This is a genomic window from Mesorhizobium sp. M1A.F.Ca.ET.072.01.1.1 (assembly GCF_004023325.1).
Taxonomy (GTDB): domain Bacteria; phylum Pseudomonadota; class Alphaproteobacteria; order Rhizobiales; family Rhizobiaceae; genus Mesorhizobium.
In genome coordinates this window covers 1-16,598 of record NZ_RZSF01000034.1, presented here as the reverse complement: position 1 = coordinate 16,598, position 16,598 = coordinate 1, and the positions used below count along the sequence as shown (strand labels likewise).

Here is a 16,598-nt window from a genome sequence, read left to right as displayed (position 1 = left end):
CCAGACTCACCACGAAGGCGCCCGCATGAACTGTAACAAGTGGCGCTGCGCTTCGGGGGTGTTTTGGCCATCGACAGGCGAGCACTGGACAAGCTGCGGGAACTCGTCGGTGGCGAAGAATCCGACGTGGTCGAACTCGTCAGCTCGTTCCTCGACGAGGGGCCGTCGATCATGGAGACCCTGGCAAAATCCGGGCCGACCTCCGATTTGCCCGCGACGCGCCGGGCCGCGCACTCCATGAAATCCAATGCAAGAGACATGGGGGCAACCGAGCTTGCCGGAATCTGCGCCGGTATCGAGGCGAGATGCGCGAAGGGTGAGCCGCCGGACGCGGTAGAGATCGAACACGCGAGACGCGCGTTCAACGCGGCGGTCGCGGAGCTTCAAGACATTTTTCGCCTTAGGGGATAGTTGTGAGCAACTCGGGTAGGATTCTCGTTGTCGACGACTCCGCGATGGTGAGGATCAAGCTCAAGAAAGCGGTCGAGACCCTCGGTCACGAGGCGGTGGCAGTGGAGAGCGGTGCGGCCGCTCTCGATCAGACCGCTGGCGCCCCGTTCGACCTCGTGTTGCTTGATATCATGATGCCGGAAATGGACGGCTTCGAGGTGCTCAAAAGGCTGAAGTCGTCAGCCAAGACACGGGACCTGCCGGTCATCGTCATTTCCGCGCTTGACGAGGAGATGAGCAGCGTCGTCCATGCGATCGAGCTCGGCGCCGAGGACTTCCTGCCCAAAGACTTCGAGCTCGCCCTTCTCAAGGCGCGGGTTGCGACCTGCATCGAAAAGAAGAGGCTTCGCGACATCGAGAAGGAGTATCTGCGCCAAGTCGCCAAGCTGACAAGGGCGGCTGCGACCCTGGAGACAGGGCGGTTCAACCCCTCAAAGCTGGGCATCCAGGACGTGGCAAGCCGGACGGATGGTCTGGGCAAGCTCGCCAATGTGTTTTCGACCATGGCCCAGAAGGTTTATGAGCGCGAACGCAAGTTGCGACAGAACATCCGCACCTTCCGTGGGGGCCTGCTGCTGCTTGCATGCGGCGGCCTGTGGGGCCTGGTCGTGCCGCTCTCGAAGATGGCTTCGATCATTGAGGCGCATCCGGTCGGATTGGCCTTGCTCATCGATATTATCGGCGCTGCCGTCTGCATCGGCATCAGCGTGAACCGCAAGACCATGCCGAAGTTAAAGGGCCTCACCCGCAGTGACTGGACCTTCATCCTGCTTCTCGCGCTTATCAGCTCCGTGATCAATCAGGTGCTGGTTTACTGGATGGCCAGCAGGCTTCCCGCCTTCATTGTCTCTATCGTCATTGTCCTCGAGGGCTTCGTCGTTTTTCTGTTCGCGGCGGTTATGCGGACCGAGGCGCCAAACATTAAGCGTTTCCTCGGATTGGCTCTTGGCCTCGCCGGTATCGTCATCATTCTGATTTATGGTCAGCCGGCGGACATGACCGCGAGCTGGCTCTGGATTGCGATTGCCATGGTCATCCCCGTCACGTACGCGACCGAAGATATATTTCTGGCTGAGCGGAGGCCTGCTGCGATCGACAGCGTCGCTTTGTTCGGGCTTACCCTTGTCGTTTCCGTGGCGCTGCTTATCCCGATTGCTGCCTATTACGATGATTTCATCCCGCTTGATCTGTTGACGGGACGCCTCGGAGTCATCGTGGTTCTAATGGCCGTGGCTGCCAATCTCGCAATGCTGCTTTTCATGATCCTTATCTCGACAACAGGTGCGGTTTTCGCCAGCCAGAGCGCTTATGCCGTGACCGCGGCGGGCATCGGCTGGAGCATGCTGTTGCTCGGCGAAGCGATACCAATACTGACCTGGGCGTCCTTGGCACTGATCATCGTCGGACTGATCATGGTGGAGCCGAAGCAGGAAGCCGAAGAAGAACCACCGCTACTGGACGATACGATAGAGGATCTGGTCCCGCGCCTTGACCCACTACCGGCGGCCACGGAACAATCACGGCCGATGCCGGTATAGGCAGCGAACCGCGCAGGGTGGCACCACGCCACGGAGATGTGTTCTCGCCTTCCTCCAGGGCGGCAAAGGCGGCTTGCGACCATCGCTGAGGCCAGCGGAAAGTCGGGAAGTGGCGTGACGCGACCTCCAGGGTGGCAGCCGCCGGTCCGCTATAAGGCGGTCGCAAGCGTGATTTGAACGTCCCACATAAGGCGCGTTCCAGTGTGCCGTCCGGAATTAACTGCAGCTGTCCGGAATTGAGTCAGGACGTCGAAGCCTGCGCACGTGCCCACGCTGAGATGCTAACGTCTTCTGTCACAACGCGATTGTGGGCGCAGCGCAGAGCGGGATCTTGGTCGATGAGGGTTACCAAACCCGTCGCTGGGGGGTTACCAATGCGCGTATTAGGTGGCCTTAGGTTACCAATCGGGCCCGGGATAAGCTCAATCAAAACATCTCCTTAAGGCCAGTCGGGAATTGATTGTCGTTGGCGCACATTGGTAACCTGTTGTCCGAAGGGCATTGGCAACCTCTTCGGGCGAAAGCAGCGCGATATCATCCACTTAGCAGTCCGGCCAACGACAGATAATTCTGAACTCTAGCCCCTACCGACGACAGATAATTCCGGACGCCATAATGAATGCCCTTTATGCGACTTTCGAAGCACAAAATATGAACAACGGGAGACTCAGCCGGCAGTCTGCCATTCAGCACGGCGAGGCGGGCTTCCGGCGAGAATCAGCGCACCTGTTTGACCGGTGCCACCGGCCTTCTTTCGACATCGTGCTTTAATCCTGCAGCCACGACACCGGAATTAGCGCAATTCCGTCACGCCACCTCTCGGCGATCGCGTCACGGAACCACTCATCGAGCAATTCCACATGGTCGGAAACAATGATCTGCATGTCGGGCGTGTCATCGGTGAAGCGGTGCAGCAGCTTGAACAGCTTGCGCACAGCCTCCTGGTCGTCGTCGGCAAGCCCTTCGATAAGGCCATTCTGATCGCGGTCGGGTGGGTAGTGCGCCTGCGACGGCTGATCTAGCATTAAGAACCTCGGCAAAGGTCGGTTGCGCCTGCGGAACAGTTTATGGAGGCTGAGATGTGCCGCAACGTGATAGCCGACCCAATTTTCGCCACTGCCCATCTGCGCGAGGGACAGAGGCCCGTCATCTGTGTCGGCAATGACGGAGAGGTTCTTCAGGTCCAGCCGTAAAGGATGATTGCCGTGCTCAAGGCCGAGATCTGTCGCGAACGCGGTAAGGTCGCGACCCACGAGATTGAGCGCCGTTGTCAGCCGCTCTTCGGCCGCATTGGCGTCCAGCGCCTGCTGCAACGCCTCCATCTCTGCGCGCAGCGCGCGGATTTGGCTGGGAAGCTGACTGGTGGGCGCGGTCGTGTCAGCGTTCTCCAGATAATAAGCGATCCGTCCCGCGACACGTGCCTGTTCGACGAACTGGTTTTGCGCCGCGCGCAGACGCTCGTTCTCCTGAATACGCTGCGCAATGCTCGCCTGGACGCCGCGGAGTTGCTCCGACACGACCGCGCGGCGCGCTTCGAGTGCCGCCATCCGCTCTTGCAGCCTGGGCGCGTCCCGGCGCACGGACTGAAGCTGCTTCTGTATACCCGCAAGCGAGGCCCGGATTTCCGTTACGGACGGCACGGGCACCGACAGACGACTGTCACAAACCGGGCAGACATCGTTCGGACCATGCCCGTCATGGGCGACGAGTCCTATGGAGGCGAGCCGCGCCTCCTGCTCCTTCGCCTCGGTTTCGAATGCGGAGGCTTCCTTATTGAGCCTCTCGATATCCCCGATTTCGTCCCGGATTTCCTGAAGCTCGGTGAGGAGGCCGCGCCGACGTTCGTCCAGCGCCGGCAGATCCGCACCGGAGCCCCCCGCGTTCTCGAAGTCCATGCCCGCCGGACGTCCCGCAGTACGCAGCAAGGCGACGGCAGCGCGCGTGTCTTGCGGCGCCGCGCCAGCGGGCAGCAGCCTGCTGCGGCGCGCCTCATCGATCAGGGCCAGCGCGGCGGAGGACGTCTGTCGCGATAGTGCCACCGCCTCCGCCTGATCACGCTCCAGCCTGCGTAGGCGCGTGCGAGCGTCCTGGTACCGTTTGACCGTGAGGAAGTGATCTTCATCGACGGCGCCCATGAAATAGGGCAACGAATCCCGGATCGCCGCCGGGAAGAACTGCTCACCCTGGCGGTGGAAAAGGAAACGGCGGTTGGCAATCTCGTCCTGGTTCTGCAGACAGAACAAGATCGCGTGCCGTGATGAGGCTTGGAGCGGGTCGCGTGTGGACGTGCTCTCGGGAATGTTGACATTCTCGGCAATGCCGAGAATGGACGACAGTTGGGCCCGCAGTCCCTCCTCAGTAATGTTCTTTTCGAAGTCCGCGTCTGTATCAGGTACGGCCTCGACGCCGCGCTTGAAAAAGACCTCGTCGCTCTTCTTGCCGGCAGGCCCAGGGTTCTTCCGGGCAATCAGGATGCCCTCGCCGTCATGGTCAAACAGGACGGCAAACCACGATGCCGTGCGGCGTATCGCGCCCTCGGCCACCGTGCATTCGTCTCGCCCCCAGCAATAATCCACGATATCGAGGAGTGCCGATTTGCCGGTCTTCGACTTGCCGGTGACGATATTGAGCGCCCCAAGCTTGAAGGCTACGTCGCGACGCTCGCCTTCTGGCGAATACACGGAGATCGATCGTATTTGCAGACTCATGGCAGCACCCCGAAGCCCTGAAGCACCGAAGGCGCATCACCCTGCGAACCAAACCAGCGCCCGAGCAGCATGGCTGCGCTCCGCGCCTGATCGGTATCGTCGGTGCTGATGGTAGCCTTGGTGGTTGACGAAAGTTTTGAGGATCCGGGCACAAGCCCGCCGTTTTGAACGGCCAGGCGGTTTTGCCGGATCGAAAAGATCATGGCCTCGCGAACGACAGGACGGAGCCGCTCCACACGCAAGGGAAGTTCAGCGATGATGTTGTCGTGCGTCGCGACCCACCCCGCGAAAGCCGTGCTCGCCATCTTTGGCAGTTGGTCGCGCGATCCCCTGTGTAGCGCGAGCGGGAGAACGACGAAGGCAAGCGCAACGCTCATGGGCTGCCCCACCTTCTTGTAGTACTCACCCACGCTTCTGCAGAGCAATTCTCCGCAGAAGGCCGGATTGAAGTTATTGGCCTCTTCCGTGGGCCGCTCAGACCAGCCGAGGCTCCAGCGCGAGGAGGACATCTACGCGTCCTCCAGTTGCTTAGCGAAAAGTGTCACGTAGTCGCGATGCCAGCCCACGCGCAACCTGTCTGCGAGGATATGATAGGAGCCGACACTGAGAAAGCGGTTGGTGAGCGTGCGGAACGGAAAGCGGGCTTCGTTCTCGACCCACGAGTAGAGTCCTAAACCGGCCTGCTTGAGCTCAGGCTCACCGCAGCCCGCTGTGAGGCCGTCGCGCATTTGCTCAAAGCGCGGCTGCCATTCTTCGATCAGATTGCGCTCAAAGTGGCTGACCTCATCATCCAGCACAAGGCTCTCGCGAACCCAATGGGAGCGCTGTGCAAAGGCGCGGTAATAGTCCTGCTTTGCAAGTTCCAAGCGGCGCTGTCCTAAGCCGATGCCGCGGAGTTGTCGAACGAAGCAGAAGTCATCCAGCTTGCTGAGTTCAGCGTCGTTGACTTCCGCATCATCCATGATCAGCGGCAACGCGTCCCGCTTCATGCTCTCCCGGATTTCGTCGAGTTTCTGTTCGAGCGAAGTCACGGCGATCGTTCCTGGAGATGTCGACTGGAGGAGCGCGCAGACGCGCGGCCACCACCAACCTTCAAGCTGTTCTCGGGCGAGGGCCGCTTTGCCGCGTGGCGCGAGAAGTGCAATCTGGCTTTCGATCACCGCTTCCAAGTCCGCAATGAGCGGCGCACCGTCCAGGATTTGTACGGCTGAAAGCAATTCCTTCTGGAGCGCGGTCGGCAACGCTGTGAATGACACGATGGATTTTGCAATCGCAGCATTTTTCGACGCCGCTGCAGCGGCCGAAAGCAATTCGTGCGCTTTGTCGATGTCACGCGGCCCCTCGCCGATCGTGGCCGGGCGGAGGAGATGGGCGGCTGTCCCTTCGGACACGGCGGATGTGGTCACAAGCGCAAATCGAGTCCTCCCGGGAAGAGAGGGGTCATCTTTAGTTTTTTCGGCCCAGATGCCGAGCGTCTTCCAAAGATCGACCGACCCGTCGGTGAGGTTCGCGGCCTGGTGGAGGTGGTGCTTGGTCTGGAGCAGATCGATGGCCGCACCGTCCTTTTCGAATGATACGTCATCCAGCTTTTCAATAGAGACCTCGACGCTGGAATCGACGTTGGCGTACTTCAACGCTTCGGACAACGCGAGGCGCGCCTGATAGAGGTATCCCGCCGCGACCTGCGCGACACTGTGCTTGTCGGAACTACTGCTCACGCCCCCTCCCAATACTTGGGAAATAAATATCACGGCGCGCACGTTCGCCACCAAAAAATGCCCGTTGAATGGATTCTGGGTGTGGATAGTTTGCGTTAGGGCGATCATTTCAGGGGTTCAGCATTCCGTAACAGACATAGAAAAAGCCGCCAGCGCACCAGCGTTAGGCGCCGAGGCCGCGTTGGCGGGATACGATATCAGTTGTCCGTGTCGGTGCTGGCAGCTTTGCGGATGTTGCTATTGACCAAGTCCGCGACCCGCATCTTGCTAGAGCCAGCCAACGAAGAGGACCTTCAGGCCGACACCGAAGACGCCGGTCCCGGCCGCGTCGAACCGGCCCATCCTGCCCGCCAGTTGTTCGCGGGAGTTCCGCTTTTCCGATCTATCCTGGACGACCTTGGGAGAGTGCGAGTTCGACGATACGTCGAAGCTTTCTTGAGCGACTGGGTCGATGAAGGACCTAAAGCCGCCGGTCATTGACCCTTGGCTGGTATCGACGAGCCGCCAGCAGCGCGTCCGCAACAGGCATTTCTCTATCTCTGCTTCAAAATTGGCGACTCAGATGCCGTCAATGCGCAATCCGCACGTTTCGATACCTTGATACCGCGAGCGGCATGGCAGCTTTCGAGAATTTGCTTCGATTGCCTGAACGTCCGCGATTAGGGTGCAAAGCGGGACGTTCCTTCTCGTGACTTGCCGCCCTAAAGCCTCGCTCCAAGTATATATCTCTAACAGCTGCGCGCCAAAGACTCGTCCTCGGCCCCGCAAGATTCACCTTCTTGCCGAGAGGGTCCGTAAATAGTTCGTCGCGAATTGCAGTCATAGAAAGCTCGAGCAGCTTCTGTCGAATACGTTTCACCTTATCTGGTTATATGGCAGGTGGTGCAGGTGTGAGTTGCGCAAGAAGTTCTTCTCGGTCCCCTATCCAGATCAGCTCACCGCTTGTCATAAACACCAACGCTCCGGCGATCGCGCCGGTGACCGACATGTATTCGTCGAGTTGTACAGCGTAGTCAGATTTGACCTTCGGTGACGGATTCACGTCTGACTTCCAGTCGAGAACACCGAGCACCCTGCCCTCGCGCACGATCAGGGCATCCACGCGGCCAGCCAAGAGTATCCCACCGTCGGCGTTCCAAACTGGAACTTCGGCTTCGAGAAACGGTAGCAGGGTGGCTACGTCCTCGATCGCAAACGTGTCGCGGATCAGAGTGGCGGCTTGCGCGGGGTCCGGAAACTCAATCTCTTGGCCCAGAAATTGCGAGCGCAGCTGCGTCAGCAGCTCACCGGCGCGAACGGTCAGAGCCTCGGGGGTAACCGTCAACTCGTCGGTGATCACCTCCTCTGCCAGCTTGTGGAGCAGCGTTCCACGTAGCGGGCCGGCGCCGATCGGTGGTGGCGCCGGATCGGTCAGCTCGCTCGATGGCGGCAGATCGATGACCGCCGGAGCGCGATCGGCGTCATGAAGGCTTGGCTGACGCCACCGAAGCTCGGGAGCGCTCGCGGCGACGATCGCGGCCTCCTCCGCAAACTTTTCGGCGGTCTGCAGATTGGCCTCTGCCGGGCGATCTTCGACGACCTCGTTCGGCAATAGATCGAGGTTGACCTCAGGCAATTCGAGCTTGTCGAGCCGCACGGCGCGGTACCAGGACGCGGCCCGCGATGTCGGCAGGTTGGGAACGATCAGAAGATCCCGTGCCCGAGTGCAGACGACGTACCACATCCGCTGACGCTCAAGAGCCTGCTGGCGCGCCTCCTCCTTGCGGGCCGCATCGAGCGAAGCCGGTGCCACGCCGCCCACCACCCAATGTAGCGTGTTGTCACCGGGCTGGTGAACGAACTTCGAGGGCTGACGGAAATTGGTCGCCGTGCCGATCGGGATCACAATCGGCCACTCTAACCCCTTCGAATTGTGCATCGTAACGATCTGCACGGCTTCTTCGACGCTGTCGCTTCGCGCTTCCTGCACGGTGGCGCCGCGCTCCCATTGCTGCTGCAACTCCTCGACGAGGCTCGACAGGCCGAAGACCGAGTAGCGGCGCGCCATCTCGACCAGCGCATCGAGATTGATGATCGCGCGGGCATTCCGGCTGACGTGGCGGGCCGCGAGGATCGGCCGTATCAAAAGCGCCTCGATCGCCTCGGACAGCAGTTGCGCTGGCGGGACGGCGAACGAACGCCGTCGCAGCTGCTGCAGGGTTTCGATCGCCGACTTCGCATAATCATTGCTGAGGCCGCTGACATCGGTAAGCAAACTCAGATCGGGCGGGCGGCCATCCTTCCACTCGCCCAGCTCATTGACGATATCGAGCAGCTCCGCATCGCTCAGGCCAATGATCGGCCCGCGCAGCAATGCGCCGAATGCCAGCTTGTCGGTCGCGTCAGACAGCGCCCGCAGCAGCGTCAGCACATCAAGCGTTTCGGGCCGGCGCATCAAGGCCTTGCCGGCCTGTGAGGCGACCGGGATACGGCGCCGCTCCAGTTCCTGCTCCTAGAGCCAGAGCTCGGTATGGCTCGCCGCCATCAGCGCGATGTCGCCGGCCCGTGCAGGCCGCTGGCTGCCATCCTTCTGGCGCACCGGCAGCCGGCCGATCAGCTGGTCACATATCTCTCCGACGGCATGCGCCTCGAGCCGCCGGACCTCGCCAGGCCCCTCGTCCTCGGTTCCGATCGACAGCCGGACCACATGCGGCATTACTGCCGGCTGGTGCTTGATGGTTGGATGGAGGGCAACATAGGCTGGCTGGCTGCCACCGTCGAACACCTCGGCGAAGTTCAGATTGACGAAGTCGATGATCGAGCTGCGGGACCGAAAGTTCGCGGTGATTGCCACCAGCGCCCCATTGGGCTGGCCGATGATGAGGTCGCGGGCTGCGCGGTAGGCGGCGATATCAGCATTCCGGAAGCGATAGATGCTCTGCTTAGGATCGCCGACAAAGAACAGAGCGCCGGGCCGAAGCCGGGCCTGCCGCCAGTTGCTGACTGGCCCGTCGGCGGCGATGGCGAACAAGATCTCGATCTGGAGGATGTCGCTGTCCTGGCATTCGTCGACGAGGATGATCGGAAACCGCGTCGCGACTTTGTCCCGGACCTGCTTGTTGCCGATCACCAGGTCGCGGGCATGCTCGAGCAGATCCTCGAAATCCATGACTGCAGCGCGCCGCTTCATCTCATCATAAGCATCGAGCGCCGCCTGCATCGATCCGGACAACTGCCAGATCATGCGGCTGCCGGTATGGGCGAGGAGCGCCAGCAGTTTTTCGCCGACCGCGCCATAGAGCGTCAGCACCTCTCCATGCAGCCGGACACCCTCTTTTTCCCCGCGGGCCTTCTTGAATGGCCCGGGACGCTGGAAAGCCTCGAATTCGAAACTCTTCCATTTCATGGCGCCGATCCGCGGCGGCCGGCTTAGCCGCCACAGCGTGTCGAAATCCACCTCGCCGGCAAACGCACCATCACAATAGCTGCGCAGCTGGTCGAAACCGGCGACGTAGTCATTGGTCTTCTTGTCGAACGGGTGGTCGGCAACCCATCGCGCATAGGCGTCGATTGCCTCCACCAGCTCGATATCAGGCCGCGCCCATAAATCCGGACGCGGCGGCTGTGCCCGGCGGTGCTGCCGGCGGATCTTAGCCAGGTCCCGTAGCTCTCGCTCGACCTCGAGGGGGTCGTCCTCGGTCAGGACAACTACCGCCCGATCGAGCGTCTTGCCACTCGAGAGCGCGTCAGTGAACCAGTCCGAGAACGCCTGATCGAACATGGCGTCCGCCGCCATTTCGTCGGCGACCTTGATGCCGGGGTCGAGTTTGGCCTCGACCGCATTGTCGACGATAATCTGCTGGCAGAACGAGTGGATCGTCGTCACCGTCAGCTCGTCGAGGTGGTCCACTGCAGCTTCAAGCGCTTTCTCCTGCTCGGCGCTGAGACCATTCGGCAAGGTGGCTTTGAGCTCGAGCGGCACGTTGCCCGACAATAGCTCTTCGACCACCGAGTGGATGCGCTTGCCCAACTCCGAAGCCGAGGCCTCGGTGAAACTGATGGCGGCTATGGTGCCTGGGTGATGCCCCCCGGCCAATAGCATCGCCACCCGGCACGACATCAGCGTCGTCTTGCCGGTGCCCGCCGCGGCCTCGACCACGAGATTGGTCGAAAAATCGGTGACACAGCGAGTGCGTGCATCCTGGTCCGGGACGATTACGGACATGAGCGCCAGCCCTCGAGAGGTGCATTGGCGACGGCGAGCGCCGCACTTTTGTCGGCCAGGTAGCCCTGAAGGTCAGCAGGCCTCGCCAGGCGATAGGTTGAGTACTTGTCGAAAGCGTCGGGGCCGGCAATGGCGAACCCGCTCTTGAGGGCAGTGGTCGCGGCGATCACGAAGGCGGACAAATCCGCTATGGCCTTGTCGAGGCGCTCGCTCTCAAGCGGCCTCGTCGTGATCGGGGTGCCCAAATACAGTAATCGGGCAACGACACGGCCCGGCCGGGCGAGCGTCCGGATGGCGATTGCATAGAGCACCCTTTGGAGCTCCCTGCCCCCGTCCATCACCAAGTCGTCGGGAGATCGCTCGGGCTTGGACGTCTTGTAGTCAGTGATCCGCGCCACACTTGCCGACTTCGCCAGGTCAAGTCGGTCGATGCGGCCGATTACCCGGACGCCGGTGCCATCGAGGACGACATCGAGCTCCTCGGGCCACGGCGCGCCGGCAGGGTTCGGGGCGCCGCCGAAGTTGAGCTCGGTCCAAGTGTCGATGGAATGCGGCAGATCCTCGTCGACACTAAGCGCATGAAGAGTGAGATCGACGGCCTTGCCGATCGTGCTGGCCCAAAGCGTCGCCGGCGGCACTGCTCGCTCGAGCGGCCACGACGTTTCGATGGCGGCAGCCGCGTTGCTGACAACCTGGTGGCGCTCGTCGGCCGAGGTCTTTTGGATCCCACCCAACCGGTCGAGCTGACGCACGCTCGCAGCGATGAGCTCGTGCACCAGCTCGCCGAAGCTTGCCGCGTTCAAGACAAGCGGCAGGCGTGCGAATTCCCTCGGCCCCCAGTCGAGCGCACGATGCCACACGAATGCCTGGGGATCGCGAAGAAGTAGCCGAAGCGCGGTCGAGGACAGCGGCTGCTGGAGCGCCCGCAGGATGACCGGATGGTTCGGGGCAACCAACCCATCGAACGGGTTTAGTTCAGCGCTCGTCGCCGCTCGCCACCTCGCACGACTCCGTGACACTCTGGGGTCGGCAAGCGCGTCGGTCGGGCGCGACAGCAGTCGGTCGGTTTCCGAGAAGCAATGTATCGGCACGCGCAGGCGCGCCAGTTCGACCTCCTCCTCCTTGGGCCATAGCGAACTGGCGGCCTGCAGCCCACCGCGCACCGAACGGCGGCTGCGCGACAAGGCCAGGTGCCGGGCATGGCCCGTGATGATGTCGAAGCTGGTGCGATCGATCTCGGTGACTGATCGCGGCTGCAGCTCGCGCCGCGGCACCACATCATGCGGCACCAAGGGATCATCGCCGCCAGTGCGCGGCCATGACCTTACCGACAACCCGATCAGCCGGGCAGCTGGACGAGGGCTGGCAGCGAGCTGAGAGGCCGAACACCAGACGACCGAATTGGCTGCGTCGTTCGCATCGGCGACCCGCAGATGCTGCAACGACATGGCCAGCGCCTCGGCCGGTGACGCCCGCAGCGCGTCCTTCCAGATCTCCTTTGCGTCAGCACCAAGCAGCAGCTCGCCCAGTTCGAGCGCTTCTCCAATCCCCTTGTCTAGGCGGCGCAGGATCGGCAACAGCACGCGCTCGGCCAGGTCGACGTCGACGCGGCGCTCCCGTGTTCGGGACAGTGCCGTTTCCCACTGCACCAAATTGTTCAGCGACGCGGCGGGTCGAATGCCACGCGACCAGTCAGCCGGCAGGAGTTTCAGGGCCCCGGCTTTTGGTAGCCCGAGCAGCAACCGGCGGACACGATCCTGGCTCAGGCCGCGTAAGAGGATGTCGGCCAGCGCCGCGCAATTCTGGCCGGCCGCAGTCGACAGCGCCGGAATGCCGCCGGCGAAGTGGATCGGTAGCGAGGCTTCCCTGCGAAGCACCAGCATGTGCTCGTCGTAATCGTCGAGCGACGTGCTGGCGATAGCGATATCGGAAGCTGAGACCGTGCCGGTGCTCATGAACTCCCGCGCCCAGCGCAGCGCTTCGACCACCTCGCTGCGGTGATCGGCCACCGCCTCCACCCGACGAAATTTCGGAGGAGACAGGGGGTGCTCGATCAGATGCCCGGCAAACCATTTGCGGTCGACCTTTCCTGAGGTCCGCCACTCGACATGAGGTACCAGGGCATTGATCAGGGGGCGCCAGAGCGGCTCGATATCGACAATTCCGTCGAGCACGATCGCGCCGAGGAGCTTTGGCGCTTTGCCGGCACGCGCGACGGCCCGGTCACGCAGGTCGGTGGGAAGCAGCCAAGCCGCGGGAAGTTGGCGACGGATTTCGGTCTCGATCCGCTTGAGGTCGGCCATCTGCCCGCCGCGCTTGGCGAGGGATTTGAGGTCCTGATCGGCATTCCAAATTTTCCGCAAAGCCTCCATTACCGCTCGGGGCATGCCAGGCAAGCCGGCAATGTCGTTGAACTTGCTGAAGCCCCTTTCGGCGAGCGCCGCCCTGATCAGGGGAAACAGCACTTCGGACGGCGCCATCTCGACAAAGCCGCCGCACAGCCGGGCGGCAAGCTGAGGCAGCATCAGGATTTCGAGGCCGATGGCGTTGGCGCGCGCCGCCGCGGCACGCTGCATCCGATAGGCCAGAAGGCCTGAAACGATCACGGTCTGGCGCTGCATCGGGTTCGGTATTGGCTTCGCTGCCGTCTTTGAGGTTTGATGCAGCAATCGAACATGCACAGCGACGGAATCCAAGCGGTCAAAACCTTCCAGGCGCCGAGAAAGCGCTGTACCGTCCAGAATTATCTGTCGCTGTCCGGAATTAAGTCAGGACGTTGAAGCCGTGCGCACGTGCCCACGCTAAGATGCTGAAGCCGCCTGCCTTTAACGCGATTGTAGGGGAAGCGCAGAGCACAAAGCCGCTTGATCTTTCGGTCTTTCACGAAATCGATGCGGCCTCTTCCCAAAATCCACAGCCTGCGGCGGCCGCTTTGGTACCCCCGCCGATCCATGCCTAGAGCGCGAAGCCGAGCCCGAGCGACCTCCGCTTCCTTGTGGGAATGGCGTAGTTGCGCCAGTTCATCCTTGATCTGTCCAGCACGCTCGTTGCTTGATTTCGTGTAGGTTTCGAGCAGCCCGCCCAATCGTGCGGGCGCCAGCGCGCGTGCCGCAATGTCGTCAACTACGATCTTGTACCGCGGGATGCAGATATCAGAATAAGACCACTAGAGATTGACAGGCGAGATCGACCAAGCTGGTCCCTTGCGTTCTTCTTCCTTGAGGCTGTTGGAGCCGAAGGTGAAGCGCAGACCAGTGAGGAAGGTGTTCACGCCCAGTTTCTCCGAATGTCATTCTCGGTGCCTTGGTTGATCGTACTCATAGCCAGCGGAGAGCGTGACCGGGATTTGCGGCAGGCGATAGTCGGCGATGGCAGAGACGGAGGCTGGGAAATGTCTGCCAATCCGGGGCAGTCCGGTTAGCGTATCTCTACAGCGCCAGGGATGCGAGCACCATCATGCTTGATGAACCTGAAGTCTATTTGCACCCCACATTGCAGAAACGGCTGGTTGCGCTCTTAAATTCGCTGCCTGCACAGATCGTCATCGCAAGTCACTCGTCCCATATTCTAAACGCCGCCCCGCAGGACTGCATTCTGCACGTGGATCGCGGAAGGAACTTGGCAGTGCGTACGGACAGCCTCACGACTTACGCGTACTAGCTAACAGCGCATTTCCTGAGGGACGTCTTCTGTGGTGCAGTCACGCCCGACCTGCGGCGCCTGGGCCTAAGTAGTGCCCGATTTCGTTTGAGAGTGGCGCTTCGTACCGATTTCAAGGAGAGCCACTAGACGAATGCAAATCCAGACCATAATGAAATGAAGGGTCGGGGGGACGGCGAATCCGTGTTTGTTAGAGCAATTGGAGGGAAGTATGCTTCCCTCGGGGTGGGAAAACTAGTTGGCCAGAGCGGATCACTGCGGTCTGTTGAGTATTTCGATTCGCCGACATCGGAGCCTCTGGTCCACAACATTGGCGAAAACAACATAGAGCACGTACTCCTCCCGGAGCAGACGCGCATATATCATTTCGATGAGGCTACTGGGGCGTGGGAAATTGGCCACCTCCTGAAAGATAGCGGTGAAAGCCAACTCATCCAGTTTCCCGAACGCAATTCCAAACGGCTGAAATGCAACTCTGTGTTCGTGCGGTGGGAACTTCCTATTGGGGACCCAACACCATTCCTTGCCAGCAAAATCAGCGAGAGCCCAGGCTTTTCGGATGGACGCAGCGCGTTTGTCCGATCACAGGTGTCCCAGCGGGCCGCATCAATGGGGATGTCCGCGCTGCTTGCGTGCGCTGTCGAACTCGAACCGCATCAGATTGAGGTGGTACGTCGGATCCTGCAAGATCCGGTGCAGCGCTACCTGCTTGCCGACGAAGTGGGCCTCGGAAAGACGATCGAGGCGGGCGTCCTTATTCGCCAATGCGTTCTCGATTTGAAAGAAGATTGCACGATTCTCGTGGCGGTTCCTGCCCCACTGGTCAGCCAATGGCGCGCGGAGCTTTCTGAAAAGCTTCTTCTAAGGCGCCACCTCGATCGCAGTATTCATGTGATTTCACATGACGACCATGACCAGATTCGAGCGATTCTATCTAAGGCGACGATGCTCGTCATCGACGAGGCGCACCACCTGATTGACCTCGGCATTGCGAATGCGGCGGGCATCTACCAAGATATCGCCCGCGCCGCTCCACTAATCGAGCGCGTCCTCTTGTTGTCAGCGACGCCAGCGCTTCATAATGAGCGCGGATTTCTGAGGATGCTCCACCTCCTCGATCCCCTGACATATCCACTCGATGGCGAGGACTCGTTCCGCCGCAAGGTCGAGAGCCGGCAGGCACTGGCAGAAATTGTCGCCGGTCTGACTACAGAAAATGTACTGTTTCTCGATTATGTGATCGATCAATTGCGCCGGCTGTTTCCCGAGGACGAATTGCTACTAGAACACGTCGCGAAGCTCGGCGCCGTTGTCGATACGATGCCAGACGAGAGTGACCCGGCGCTGATAGAGGCAATCGATCGATTGCATGACCACCTAAGCGAAGTGTATCGGCTGCACCGTCGTATCTTGCGCCATCGTCGTCGAAACGTCAGCGGAGTAACGCCAGATAGATTGGGGGCCGAGATCGTCCGATATCGCAGCAGCGATCGGGCAGCTTTGACCGCCGCAATGGAAGACTGGCGATTCAGCGAGTCGACAAAGCTCGATGAAGCTGGCAGCGAGGCACTGTGGGCGGATCGTGCGAAAACCTTTTGGCGCGTGCTCGATCGCGTATCGCAATATCCGAGTTCCGGCGCTGGGATAATCAGTTTTCTGGCACAGCAGACCGGGAAAATTAGTGATAAGAGTCGGTTCGAGGCGGTCCGCCGGTGCCTGGGGCGCCCTGGCTTGTTCGAGGATCGCGCGGACGCACTGATTGAGGCGTTGCAGCCGCTTATAAGTTCAAGCTCGCAGTGCATCGTTTTCTGTTCTGATGCCAAGACTGCCGATCTCCTGGCAAACCGAATCGCTAACAGACTGGGTATCGTCGTCGACCGTCATGACCCCAGCAGCGATCTGTGGAGGGCTTTTAGCTACAGCATCGACCGCCCCATTCTGGTTTGCGATCGACGGGCGGAAGAGGGTCTGAATCTTCAGGGCGGCAATAAAGTCGTGGTTCACTATGACGTCCCGTTCAATCCCAATCGGATCGAGCAACGTTTAGGTCGCGCTGATCGCTATGGATCCGACCAGGCCGTACGGTCCGTCGTGTTCGCTTGCGAAGACGATCCTTTTGAGATGGCTTGGGTGGGCTATCTCGGTACAGCGCTCAAAGTTTTCGACCGATCGGTGGCGAGCCTACAATATCTGCTGGAGAGCACTATGCGAGGCTTCGCGCTTCCGCTGTTCGTCGAGGGAGCCGAAGGGCTCATTGATCTCACGGCGAGGAGCACCGGCGAACACGGCGAGATCGAGCGAGAAATCTCGGCGCTAGATC

10 protein-coding genes are annotated in these 16,598 nt (G+C 60.9%); 4 read left to right on the top strand and 6 right to left on the bottom strand.

Annotated elements, in window-relative coordinates; all coding sequences use genetic code 11:
- Nucleotides 1-39: 39 nt before the first annotated feature.
- Both EOA32_RS07780 and EOA32_RS07775 read left to right on the top strand, forming a co-directional pair.
- Nucleotides 40-411: an Hpt domain-containing protein gene (locus EOA32_RS07780; protein ID WP_128371388.1), complete on the top strand. Its 372-nt coding sequence runs from the start codon at nt 40-42 to the stop codon at nt 409-411.
- 2 nt (nt 412-413) lie between these two features.
- Nucleotides 414-1,988: a response regulator gene (locus EOA32_RS07775; RefSeq protein WP_128371387.1), complete on the top strand. Its 1,575-nt coding sequence runs from the start codon at nt 414-416 to the stop codon at nt 1,986-1,988.
- A gap of 767 nt (nt 1,989-2,755) precedes the next feature.
- Here EOA32_RS07775 and EOA32_RS07770 read toward each other — a convergent pair.
- The 6 genes from EOA32_RS07770 to EOA32_RS07745 all read right to left on the bottom strand — a co-directional run bounded on the left by EOA32_RS07770 (nt 2,756) and on the right by EOA32_RS07745 (nt 12,921).
- On the bottom strand, nt 2,756-4,669 hold the full coding sequence (locus tag EOA32_RS07770; protein ID WP_245499200.1) for a DUF3732 domain-containing protein: 1,914 nt from the start codon (nt 4,667-4,669) through the stop codon (nt 2,756-2,758).
- Between the two features lie 23 nt (nt 4,670-4,692).
- Nucleotides 4,693-5,205, bottom strand: coding sequence for a three component ABC system middle component (locus EOA32_RS07765; protein WP_128371385.1), 513 nt, complete (start codon nt 5,203-5,205; stop codon nt 4,693-4,695).
- A complete protein-coding gene (locus EOA32_RS07760) occupies nt 5,206-6,522 on the bottom strand; it encodes an ABC-three component system protein (protein WP_245499199.1) in 1,317 nt (438 codons plus the stop codon).
- 760 nt (nt 6,523-7,282) lie between these two features.
- Entirely contained in the window at nt 7,283-8,848 is a 1,566-nt protein-coding gene (locus tag EOA32_RS07755) for a 3'-5' exonuclease (RefSeq protein WP_128371384.1), read from the bottom strand.
- 57 nt (nt 8,849-8,905) lie between these two features.
- Entirely contained in the window at nt 8,906-10,618 is a 1,713-nt protein-coding gene (locus tag EOA32_RS07750) for a UvrD-helicase domain-containing protein (RefSeq protein WP_128371383.1), read from the bottom strand.
- The gene (locus tag EOA32_RS07745) at nt 10,609-12,921 is read right to left on the bottom strand and encodes a PD-(D/E)XK nuclease family protein (RefSeq protein ID WP_189406983.1); all 2,313 of its coding nucleotides are present in this window, start codon (nt 12,919-12,921) and stop codon (nt 10,609-10,611) included. The genes EOA32_RS07750 and EOA32_RS07745 overlap by 10 nt, the downstream gene beginning before the upstream one ends.
- Between EOA32_RS07745 and EOA32_RS38445 the strand changes: the two genes are divergently transcribed.
- Nucleotides 12,880-13,215 carry a hypothetical protein gene (locus EOA32_RS38445; RefSeq protein WP_189406981.1) on the top strand — a complete coding sequence of 112 codons (336 nt, stop codon included), beginning with the start codon at nt 12,880-12,882 and terminating at the stop codon, nt 13,213-13,215. The two genes, EOA32_RS07745 and EOA32_RS38445, sit on opposite strands and share 42 nt — an antisense overlap.
- A gap of 1,219 nt (nt 13,216-14,434) precedes the next feature.
- On the top strand, nt 14,435-16,598 hold a 2,164-nt coding region (gene dpdE, locus EOA32_RS07735), incomplete at its 3' end, for a protein DpdE (RefSeq protein ID WP_281013375.1).

What these genes read in the sequence shown, in the direction of transcription:
- EOA32_RS07765 (WP_128371385.1), bottom strand. Translation starts at nt 5,205, where the DNA reads ATGTCCTCCTCGCGCTGGAGCCTCGGCTGGTCTGAGCGGCCCACGGAA.
- EOA32_RS07760 (WP_245499199.1), bottom strand. Translation starts at nt 6,522, where the DNA reads ATGATCGCCCTAACGCAAACTATCCACACCCAGAATCCATTCAACGGG.
- EOA32_RS07755 (WP_128371384.1), bottom strand. Translation starts at nt 8,848, where the DNA reads ATGCGCCGGCCCGAAACGCTTGATGTGCTGACGCTGCTGCGGGCGCTG.
- EOA32_RS07750 (WP_128371383.1), bottom strand. Translation starts at nt 10,618, where the DNA reads ATGTCCGTAATCGTCCCGGACCAGGATGCACGCACTCGCTGTGTCACC.
- EOA32_RS07745 (WP_189406983.1), bottom strand. Translation starts at nt 12,921, where the DNA reads ATGGCCGACCTCAAGCGGATCGAGACCGAAATCCGTCGCCAACTTCCC.